Here is a 7,697-nt window from a genome sequence, read left to right as displayed (position 1 = left end):
AGGGATTTGCCCTCAAACTCCTGCTGTTCGTCTTCACCCACACCCTCGCCCAACTCGGCGCATAGGCCGCAACTTAGGTTATATACCGCCAGCAACTCTACGCGCTGGTTCAGCAGCACCGGAAAACCTGCTTGGTTGCCGAGGAAAAGCAGGCATTAAGGGCATTTCAGGGGCAACTTAACCGCTTCAATACCCTCGAAACGCGGCTGCTGGCGGCGGCTGGGGCACCAACACCCACGCAGGCAACGGAGGTGGAATAACAGTTCCGGCAGCTACATAGCAGCCTCGGCCAACTCAAACGAGTGCAGCAGCGCGTGGGCCAACAGCTGCTGCAAAGGGCTCGGGCGACGGAAGGAAACGCCGAACTGCTGAGCAACATTAAAATCGCGCTGCTGCTATTTTTTCACTGGCTATCCAATACGCGCTCCTGACGGCGCGCCATCCGTTGGTATCGAAGAAGCTGCCAGATTATCGGATGAATTGAATAGTTAAACGACTATCATCATGTGCTTACGGCGGGCGGGGACAACCGAAGGACAGTGCAGCTAAGCCCCGCCCCTACTCTGCCCTCCGCAACTTGCGTTATTAAGCTAAGCTGCGGCAAGCTTACGCTGCCGTAAGCAAGGCGCAGCAAGTAATCGGTAGCCATCAGCTTCTATAAAAGAGCGGGGCCCTGCCTCATCCAGCGTAAGCCAGATGGAGCAGGGCCCCGCTCTTTTAGCTATAAGCAGCTTAATCGAAGTTGGAGTCGCGCAGGTGAACGGGGCCATCCGGTGACTTTTTGCGCAGCCGAATGTTGAACAACTCGACCAGTAGCGAGAAAGCCATAGCGAAGTACAGGTAGCCTTTCTCGATTTCCTGGTGGCCGGCTTCCATTACCAGCATCACCCCAATCATAATCAGGAACGACAGCGCCAGCACCTTGATGGTGGGGTTGTTGTTGACGAAGCCAGCCACTGTGCCCGAGAAGGCCAGCATCAGGCCCATCGAGATAATCACGGCTACAATCATCACCAGCACGTTATCGACCAGGCCCACGGCCGTCAGAATAGAGTCGAAGCTGAACACAATGTCTACCACGATAATCTGGAAGATAACGTTGGTCATGGTGACCGAGCCTGCGCCGGGCGTTTCCGTTTCTTCTTCGCCCTGCAGTTTGGTATGCAGCTCGGTGGTGCTCTTGTAAATCAGGAACAGGCCACCACCCAGCAGAATAAGGTCGCGGCCGCTCACGCCGAACGGCACATCCTGCCAGGGCAGATTGAGAGTAAACAGCGCCTCCCGTAGCCCGATAATCCAACTGATGCTCATCAGCAGCCCGAGCCGGAATATCAGGGCCAGCATGAGACCAATTGTACGCCCACGCGCCTGCTGCGCGGCCGGCAGCCGGCTGACGATGATGGAGATGAAGATAATATTATCGATGCCCAGCACTATTTCCATCAGCGTCAGCGTGAGCAGGCTAACCCAGGTAGCAGGCTCAGCGAAAGCGGCAAAGTCGTACATGAAATATAAGGAAGTGGTAAAGGTGAAAAATTGGAAATCCGGGATGTAGCGGCTCCCTTAGAACGTTGTATGCGTTGCCAGGTGTGAAGCGTGGTTTCTGCCAGGGCGCAAATTGCGTTGAAATGAATTAGAGAAGCCCGGCAGCAAAAATGCTGACTCTTCCCTTACAGAACTTACGCAAAAGAGTTGCGCATTGCAGCTACAGCGCGAAGCAGCAGGTTCGCGCTACAACTGCAATGCAGGTGCTGATACTGCGTTAGCTCACCATGTCGCCGTTGGCCTCAGGCTGGTGCAGCACGGCCTCAACGAGGTAAGTGGCCTCGCCCTTGGGCATGGGCCACACTACTGTGTCGCCGGGGCGGCAGCCGAGTACAGCAGTGGCCACAGGGGCCAGAATGGATATTTTGCTGGCCTTGATGTCGGCGTGGCGAGGATACACGAGCGTGATTTCGAGCGTGCTGTTGTTGGCCGCATTGCGCAGGCGCACGCGCGAATTCATGGTTACCACATCGGGCAGTACATCATACGATTCCACCATTTCGGCCCGTCTCAGCTCCCGTTCCAGCCCTTCGACCACCCGATTGCCGGTTTGCTGACGCTCCAGGCGTACAAGTTCGAGTAGATGCTGGTAATCGACCTTGGTGATATAGATGGGGCCGGAAGTGGACGGAGTGGATTTCATGGATGAAAAGGCAAAAAGTGAGAAGAATACGCACGGCAGGAAGACCGAATGGTACGCTTGCTTTGCTTGAAGATACTATAACGAGGTCGGGGCATACCACGGCCGTTCGGTAGCGGCCCGGCTGGTGCAGCGGGCCAGCAGTAGCCATACGAACACCACCGCTAAATGGCCGGACTGCAAAACCCTGCTAACCCAGCGTCCGCTCGCTACCGCCGTCCACGAGCAGCACTGGCCCACTCAATCAGACCGGCACCGGCAAGGCAAAGTAGCGCACCACTTCGGCAATGTCGTCAACTTCGTCCAGCAGTTGCAGCGGTGGGCGGGCCAGCATCCGTTTCCCCGTTTCGGGCATGAGCACGGTAGCCAGCGCCCCGGTATACACCGGTCCGAGGCCAATACCCAATCCGCCCCCAACGGTACCAAAATATGAAGGTCAAGCTGCAGTTCATAACATTGATAGTGGCCCTAGAAGCGGCACAGGTGACTGATGTACACGTCAATGACGTTGGTGTTGGTATCGAAATAAAGCTCCCAGACTTTCTCGGTGATATCGACCCGCGAAATGATGCGGCCGCGGTTGAGGGGCAGACATTCGAACAGGGTGTATTCGCGGGCCGTGCGCTCGATGCGCTGGCCGGCGCGCGTCATGGTTTTGCGCTCCAGGTTCAGGTCCAAATCGGCCAGACGTAGCGGCCAGCCTGGCGCTTGGTGAGGGCGCGGGCCCGCAGCAGCTCCTGAAACTTGAAAGGCTTGGCCAGGTCGTCGGCGGCGCCGGCCTTGAAGCCGCGCACCTTCTCGTCGAGGCTGTCGAGTGCCGTCAGGAATAGCACCGGCATATCGGGGTTCTCCAGCCGGATCAGCCGGCACAGCTCGAAGCCGTTGTAATGGGGCAGTTTCACATCGAGTATAATCAGGTCGTACTCGTTTTGCCGGCATAGCGACAGGCCCATCTGGCCGTCGTAGGCCACATCGAGCTCGTAGCCTTCGCCCCGGAAACCTTTTTCGACAGATGACGCGAGCTTAGACTCGTCTTCTGCCAATCGTACTTACATAAACCGGACGCTGAGGAAGCCCAAAACTACAGTAAACCCGGCCGGCAAAGCCCCGGCAGCTACCGTCAGCACGCCAGCTGCTGGTTAGCGCCTTTTTCGCAATATTGCCCCCATGCACGCTTCTGAATTTATCCCGCCTACGCTCGTTCCAGAACTCCCAACAGAGCGGCTGCTGCTCCGCGCATTCCGGCCCGAAGATTTGCCCAAATTTACGGCCCTGCACCAGCAGCCCGAATTTTACCGGCATTTGGGCGGCAAGCCACTGTCAGAAGAAGACACCTGGCGGCGCCTTCTTACCCAGATCGGACACTGGGCGCTGCTGGGTTACGGCTACTGGGCGCTGGAAGAGCGGGCTACCGGCCGCTTTTGCGGGGCTGTGGGCCTGGCCGAATACCACCGCGACCTCACGCCTTCCATCGACGGAATTCCGGAAGCCGGCTGGGTGCTGGACCCACGGCTGCATGGGAAGGGCTACGCCGCCGAAGCCGTAAGGGCCGCCCTGGCTTGGGCTGATGCTAATCTGTCCGTTCAGCGCACCGTCTGCATCATCGCCCCCCAAAACGAGCCCTCGCTCTGGCTGGCGGCCCGCTTTGGCTACCGCGAAATTGCCCGCCCGACCTATCATAACGAGCCGATTGTGCTTTTGGAGCGGCAAATAAGTGAGGCGGTGAATGGCTAATTGCGCAGAACGGGTAGGGGGCGGGGACAAGCCCCGCCCCCTACCCGTTCTGCGCGCAACCGCACTCAGTTATTGAATGAAGTCCGGGCGAATCAGGTTTTCGAAGGTGAAGATTTCGTCCCACTTTTCCTGCGTCAGCAGGCCGCGTTCGGTTACGGCAATATCGTGCACCGATTTGCCGGTTTTGAGGGCTTCCTTGGCAATACTGGCCGAGGCCTCGTAGCCGAGTAGCGGGTTGAGCTGCGTTACGATACCCACGCTGCCGTACACCAGCTCGGCGGCGTGCTCGCGGTTGGCCGTAATGCCCACCACGCACTTTTCGCGCAGCGTACGGCAAGCATTGCTCATGTAGCTGATGCTGGTGAACAGCGCGAAACTGATAACCGGCTCCATCACATTAAGCTGCAGCTGGCCGGCTTCGGCGGCCATGGTCACCGTCAGGTCGGCCCCGATGACGTAGTAGGCCGTCTGGTTCACCACTTCGGGAATAACCGGGTTCACCTTGCCGGGCATGATGCTGGAGCCGGGCTGCTGGGCAGGGAGGTTGATTTCGTTGAAGCCGCAGCGCGGGCCCGAGGACAGCAGGCGCAAATCGTTGCAGATTTTGGAGAGCTTCACGGCCGTGCGCTTCAGCACGCCCGAAAGCTGCACGTAAGCACCGGTGTCGTAGGTGGCCTCAAACAGGTCGCCGGCCAGCAGCAACTCCAGGCCCGAAATGGCGCTCAGATGGCGCGTAACCAACTCGGCGTAGCCGTTAGGCGCGTTTACGCCGGTGCCAATGGCGGTGGCGCCCATGTTTATTTCGCTGATGAGGCGGCGGCTGTCCTCGATGCGCGAGAGTTCCTCGCGCAGGTTGGTGGCGAAGGCGCGGAACTCGTCGCCCATGCTCATCGGCACGGCATCCTGGAGCTGGGTTCGACCCATTTTCAACACGTCGTGGAACTCGTCGCCCTTGGCAGCGAAGGCCTCGGCCAGCTCGCCCAAACCTTCGCTGTAGCTTACCAGCTTAAGGCTGAGGGCAATGCGAAAGGCCGTGGGGTAGGCGTCGTTGGTGCTCTGCGAGCAGTTGACATGGTTGTTGGGGTGGCAGAACTGGTACTCGCCCTTCTGGTGGCCCATTATTTCGAGGGCCACGTTGGCAATTACCTCGTTGGCGTTCATGTTCACCGAGGTGCCCGCGCCGCCCTGAATCATGTCGGTCGGAAAGTGGTCGTTGAACTCGCCGGCCGCTACCCGGTCGCAGGCCGCGGCAATGCCCTGGGCAATGTCGGCGGGCAGTACGCCCAGCTCGTGGTTGGCCAGGGCAGCGGCCTTTTTCACGAAGGCCAAAGCGCGCACGAACAGCGGCTCGGAAGAAAGTGGAATACCCGTGATGGCGAAGTTTTCGAGGGCTCGCAGCGTCTGGATGCCATAGTAGGCTTGGTTCGGAATCTCGCGCTCACCCAGAAAATCGTGTTCGAGGCGGCAGTCGGCAGTTGTCATAAGCAGTGGGCAGCGGATGGTGGGAAGTAGAGGACGAAGGTAAGCCACCCAACCGAAGCAGCCACCCCGTGGTGCCATACTGGCACCACGGGGTGGCTGCTTCGGTTGCATTTGGCTGAGCGTTTTAAGGGGTGGCTAGAAGTTGTACGCCAGGCCGCCGGTTACAGCGGTGGATTTGCCCACATTACGGCCCGCCACGTAGGTGCTGCCGCCTACTACCAGCCCGAAGCCCTGCGCCAGCGGCCGGAAACCACTCACGCCCACCCGGATAAAGTTGACGCGGGTAGCCGGGAAGAAACCATCGAAGCCCGGCTGCAAGATGTCGGTGCCGGAGCCCGAGCGCTGCATGGTAGCCCAACCGTCGACGTAAATAGAGGGACCCGCGTAGCCGGTTTTCAGCTCGGCCAGAAAGGCGTTGGGCACCCGGCCCGAGCGCAGGCTGTAGCCTGCCTGCCCGGTTACGAACACGCCAGAAGCCGTTTGCAGGTGGGCAATACCAGAGCTGGATACTTTGGTAGCGCGGTTGCCGATGGCAATAATATACTCCAAGCCCTGCTCGCTTTTGTAGTTGCTGGCCGGGGTGCTCACGCTCACGGCACCCAGCAGATTAAGTACGCTGCTACCCAGCACTGTGGAGTAGGCCTTAAACTTGAGTAGCCCGGTTACATCCTGCAGGCCCTGGCGCACATTGGTATAGCCCAGGTCGTTAATCACCTGCTCGCCGGCGTGGCCCTCGGAGCGAACATAGGGCAGGCTTACAACGGCCTCAATCTTATCGGTGATGCCGTAGTTGGCAAACAGGTTGACCGATTGAATCTGAATCCGCTCGAAAATCGGAACACGGTCTACTTTTTCGGGTACCAGATACACTTGCTGGTACCACTCCTGGGTAGTGGAAATGGAAACCGAGCCATGTTTGCGGCCCGACATAAAGCCGTTGCTCAAGCTTTGGGCCGAGGTGTGCAGCGCGATCAGCAGCAAAACAACCACGATGGGCGAGAAGTAGCGTTGTTTCATCGAAAAAAAGAAGTTAAACAAGAAAGAAAGTTAAAGAGGATTAACTGGAATAACACAATTCCCGAATCGAGAACAAAAGTAAGCTTCATTGGTTATTCCGTTTGTCGACTTACGGAAAATAATTAGCCTGCGGTTTGCAAACCACCTAAATCCGACGAACTTTTGTTCTCGTTAATACGCCCTCACTTCGGCAACGATTGCCTAAAAACCCAATTTTTGTTTGTTAAAACAATGAAAAAATCCTCTACAGGACGTTTTTACTTCTTCGGCGTTATTTCCGTGCTACTGGCCGGCTGCTCCGAAAAGCAGGATGTTACTCCTTCTATTGCCGCCATTGCCGTTAATACAGCCGAGTTCCAGATATTAGAAGATGCGGCTGTCCGGGGCGGGGTAGTGCCGCTGCTGTCCAATAAAAATCCTAATGACCCCAGCGGTAACTTCACAGTTTTTGCGCCCAACAATGGGGCTTTCGCCCGGCTGGGCCTGAATGCGGCGGCCGACCTGAATAGCCTGCAGAAGGAATTCCTGACCAATACGCTCTACTACCACGTAGCCAGCGGCAACCTGCCAGGCACCGAACTGACGGCCGGCAGCACTTCGCCCTCGGCCCTGACTTCGGCACCGGACATGCCAGTAAGCCGCCGCATTGTGGTACGGGCCGATGGCACGCGCTACGTGAATGGCTCGCGCATAGTGGCCACCGACGTACCGGCCGCCAACGGCACCATTCATGTGGTGGATAAGGTGCTGCTGGCCACCGGAGTCGATATCGTGCAGTCGGCGGTGGCCCTGAGCCAGGCCAAGGTATTTGTACAGCCCGAGCTGACGTTTCTGGTGGAGGCCGTGCTGTATGCCGATCTGGCCGGCGCCCTGTCGGCCACGCCGGGCGGCCCGCAGCTAACCGTTTTTGCCCCCACCGACCAGGCTTTCCGCGAGCTGGGCACCCTGCTGAACGTGCCGCTGCTGGTGCCGGCTGATATCCGTAAGCTGCCCAAAGCCACCGTGCAGGCCGTGTTGCTCAACCACGTGGTAGCCGGTAGCCTTTTCACGCCCGAGCTACCCGAAAATGCCACTGTAAAAGCACTGGGCGGCGGTAGCCTACGCCTGGGGCCTTTCGCAACCGGTACGCTCACGGTGCAGGGAGCCGGCAACGCCGCTCCGGCCGGCATGGTCATTCCCGATGTGCAGTGCATCAACGGTATAGTACATGTAATCAACCGGGTACTTCTGCCCTAATGCCCGGCGGACTTTCGGCGGCGGGCCGCCGAGAACCCAACCG

Annotated in this window: 9 protein-coding genes; 2 read left to right on the top strand and 7 right to left on the bottom strand. The window is 58.5% G+C overall.

From position 1 onward, the window contains the following. Positions 1-732: 732 nt before the first annotated feature. The 5 genes from HW554_RS12370 to HW554_RS12355 form a co-directional block, all read right to left on the bottom strand. Positions 733-1,506, bottom strand: a complete 774-nt coding sequence (locus HW554_RS12370; RefSeq protein WP_176908905.1) for a TerC family protein — start codon at positions 1,504-1,506, stop codon at positions 733-735. Between the two features lie 256 nt (positions 1,507-1,762). Beyond that, positions 1,763-2,188 (bottom strand): nucleoside diphosphate kinase regulator, encoded by a 426-nt coding sequence (gene rnk / locus HW554_RS12365; protein ID WP_176908904.1) that lies wholly within the window; start codon positions 2,186-2,188, stop codon positions 1,763-1,765. A gap of 241 nt (positions 2,189-2,429) precedes the next feature. Beyond that, complete coding sequence (locus HW554_RS12360) at positions 2,430-2,591, bottom strand: Rossmann-fold NAD(P)-binding domain-containing protein (protein WP_176908903.1); 162 nt, start codon at positions 2,589-2,591, stop codon at positions 2,430-2,432. A 62-nt stretch (positions 2,592-2,653) separates the two neighbouring features. Next, positions 2,654-2,863 carry a winged helix-turn-helix domain-containing protein gene (locus tag HW554_RS20975; RefSeq protein ID WP_317170876.1) on the bottom strand — a complete coding sequence of 70 codons (210 nt, stop codon included), beginning with the start codon at positions 2,861-2,863 and terminating at the stop codon, positions 2,654-2,656. Continuing rightward, positions 2,854-3,228, bottom strand: coding sequence for a response regulator transcription factor (locus tag HW554_RS12355; RefSeq protein WP_317170875.1), 375 nt, complete (start codon positions 3,226-3,228; stop codon positions 2,854-2,856). The genes HW554_RS20975 and HW554_RS12355 overlap by 10 nt, the downstream gene beginning before the upstream one ends. Positions 3,229-3,352: 124 nt before the next feature. On the opposite strand from HW554_RS12355, the gene HW554_RS12350 reads away from it, so the two are divergent. Next, positions 3,353-3,919 (top strand): GNAT family N-acetyltransferase, encoded by a 567-nt coding sequence (locus HW554_RS12350; protein WP_176908902.1) that lies wholly within the window; start codon positions 3,353-3,355, stop codon positions 3,917-3,919. Positions 3,920-3,988: 69 nt separating this feature from the next. Here HW554_RS12350 and aspA read toward each other — a convergent pair whose 3' ends face one another. Both aspA and HW554_RS12340 read right to left on the bottom strand, forming a co-directional pair. Further along, the gene (gene aspA / locus HW554_RS12345; protein WP_176908901.1) at positions 3,989-5,401 is read right to left on the bottom strand and encodes an aspartate ammonia-lyase; all 1,413 of its coding nucleotides are present in this window, start codon (positions 5,399-5,401) and stop codon (positions 3,989-3,991) included. A gap of 135 nt (positions 5,402-5,536) precedes the next feature. Next, positions 5,537-6,418, bottom strand: a complete 882-nt coding sequence (locus HW554_RS12340) for a hypothetical protein (RefSeq protein WP_176908900.1) — start codon at positions 6,416-6,418, stop codon at positions 5,537-5,539. A 231-nt stretch (positions 6,419-6,649) separates the two neighbouring features. Here HW554_RS12340 and HW554_RS12335 point away from each other — a divergent pair, with 231 nt between their 5' ends. Then, positions 6,650-7,654, top strand: a complete 1,005-nt coding sequence (locus HW554_RS12335; protein WP_176908899.1) for a fasciclin domain-containing protein — start codon at positions 6,650-6,652, stop codon at positions 7,652-7,654. The last annotated feature ends 43 nt before the right edge of the window (positions 7,655-7,697 follow it).

This window comes from Hymenobacter lapidiphilus (assembly GCF_013377885.1).
Classification (GTDB): Bacteria; Bacteroidota; Bacteroidia; order Cytophagales; family Hymenobacteraceae; genus Hymenobacter; species Hymenobacter lapidiphilus.
The sequence above is the reverse complement of the archived record's forward strand: the minus strand, read 5'-3'. Positions and strand labels throughout refer to the sequence as shown.

Bases quoted from the DNA above. Each gene is read 5' to 3' on its own strand.
- HW554_RS12350 (WP_176908902.1), top strand. From the start codon at position 3,353: ATGCACGCTTCTGAATTTATCCCGCCTACGCTCGTTCCAGAACTCCCA.
- HW554_RS12370 (WP_176908905.1), bottom strand. From the start codon at position 1,506: ATGTACGACTTTGCCGCTTTCGCTGAGCCTGCTACCTGGGTTAGCCTG.
- aspA (WP_176908901.1), bottom strand. From the start codon at position 5,401: ATGACAACTGCCGACTGCCGCCTCGAACACGATTTTCTGGGTGAGCGC.
- HW554_RS12335 (WP_176908899.1), top strand. From the start codon at position 6,650: ATGAAAAAATCCTCTACAGGACGTTTTTACTTCTTCGGCGTTATTTCC.
- rnk (WP_176908904.1), bottom strand. From the start codon at position 2,188: ATGAAATCCACTCCGTCCACTTCCGGCCCCATCTATATCACCAAGGTC.
- HW554_RS12340 (WP_176908900.1), bottom strand. From the start codon at position 6,418: ATGAAACAACGCTACTTCTCGCCCATCGTGGTTGTTTTGCTGCTGATC.